We start from the raw sequence: 1,930 nt of genomic DNA on the forward strand, positions 1-1,930 counted from the left end.
TTCTCCGCCGGGGCGGATTCGCCGAAGGTGGTCATGCCCACCACGTCGCCGTTCAGGCCGACATACTTGTACCAGTAGTCGCTGATACCCGCCTCAATCGCCACGCGCGCACTCACCGCTTTCGGCAGCACGGACTCGCGGTAGGCCGCATCCTGCTTGTCGAACGCATCGGTGGACGGCATGGAGACCACGCGCACTTTGCGGCCTTCGCCGGAGAGCTGCTCGTACGCCGCCACCGCCAGCTCGACTTCCGAGCCGGTGGCAATCAGGATGAGTTCCGGCGTGCCGTCGCACTCTTTCAGCACGTAGCCGCCGCGGGCGATGTTTGCCAGCTGGGCGTCGGTACGCGCCTGCTGTGCCAGGTTCTGGCGGGAGAAAATCAGCGCCGCCGGGCCGTCGTTGCGCTCAATGGCATACTGCCATGCCACCGCCGACTCCACCTGGTCACACGGGCGCCAGGTGCTCATGTTCGGGGTCACGCGCAGGCTCGCCAGCTGCTCCACCGGCTGGTGGGTCGGGCCGTCTTCGCCCAGGCCAATCGAGTCATGGGTGTAGACGAACACGTTGCGGATTTTCATCAGCGCCGCCATACGCACCGCGTTACGGGCATACTCCACGAACATCAGGAAGGTCGCGGAGTACGGCAGGAAGCCGCCGTGCAGCGCGATACCGTTGGTGATGGCGGTCATGCCGAACTCGCGCACGCCGTAGTGGATGTAGTTGCCGGCCGGGTCATCTCCCAGGGCCTTCGAGCCGGACCACATGGTGAGGTTGCTCGGCGCCAGGTCAGCCGAGCCGCCCAGGAACTCCGGCAGCACTTTGCCGAACGCTTCCAGCGCATTCTGCGACGCCTTGCGGCTGGCAATCTTGGCCGGGTTGGCCTGCAGCTGGGCGATGAACTTTTTAGACTCTTCTGCCCAGTTGGCCGGCAGCTCGCCGTTGACGCGGCGGGTGAACTCAGCGGCCAGCGCCGGGAAGGCTTTCTGGTAAGCGGCGAACTTCTCGTTCCACGCCTGCTCTTTGGCCTGGCCCGCTTCTTTGGCGTCCCACTGGGCGTAGATGTCCTGCGGGATAACAAACGGCGCATGGTTCCAGCCCAGCGCCTTGCGGGTGGCGGCCACTTCCTCGTCACCCAGCGGCGCGCCGTGCGCGTCATGGGTGCCGGACTTGTTCGGCGAGCCAAAGGCAATCACGGTTTTGCACATCAGCAGTGACGGCTTGTCGGTGACGGCGCGCGCTTCTTCAATCGCGGCCTTGATGGCGTCGGCATCGTGGCCGTCCACGCCGCGCACCACGTGCCAGCCGTAGGCTTCAAAGCGGGCAGCGGTGTCGTCGGTGAACCAGCCCTCAACGTGGCCGTCAATCGAGATACCGTTGTCATCATAGAAGGCGGTGAGCTTGCCGAGCTTCATGGTGCCGGCCAGCGAGCAGACTTCATGGGAGATACCCTCCATCATGCAGCCGTCGCCCAGGAACACATAGGTCTGGTGGTCAACGATGTCATGGCCCGGGCGGTTGAACTGCGCCGCCAGCGTGCGCTCGGCAATCGCCATGCCCACGGCGTTGGCAATGCCCTGGCCCAGCGGGCCGGTGGTGGTCTCCACACCGGCGGTGTAGCCATACTCCGGGTGGCCCGGGGTTTTGGAGTGCAGCTGGCGGAAGTTGGCCAGCTCCTCAATCGGCAGGTCATACCCGGAGAGGTGCAGCAGGCTGTAAATCAGCATCGAGCCGTGGCCGTTGGAGAGCACAAAGCGGTCGCGGTCAGCCCATTTCGGGTTGGTGGGGTTGTGGTTCAGGTAGTCACGCCACAACACTTCGGCGATATCGGCCATCCCCATCGGGGCGCCGGGGTGGCCGGATTTGGCTTTCTGCACCCCATCCATGCTCAGCGCACGGATAGCATTGGCAAGCTCTTTACGAGAGGACATGT

At 64.6% G+C, this 1,930-nt stretch carries 1 protein-coding gene; it reads right to left on the reverse strand.

Annotation, left to right across the window (positions count from 1 at the left end):
* Positions 1-1,928: transketolase (gene tkt / locus CYR55_RS22670; protein ID WP_101818561.1), on the reverse strand; the 1,928-nt coding region annotated here is incomplete at its 3' end.
* Positions 1,929-1,930 lie beyond the last annotated feature (2 nt).

The sequence above is a fragment of the Chimaeribacter californicus genome (assembly GCF_002858675.1).
Lineage (GTDB): Bacteria > Pseudomonadota > Gammaproteobacteria > Enterobacterales > Enterobacteriaceae > Chimaeribacter > Chimaeribacter californicus.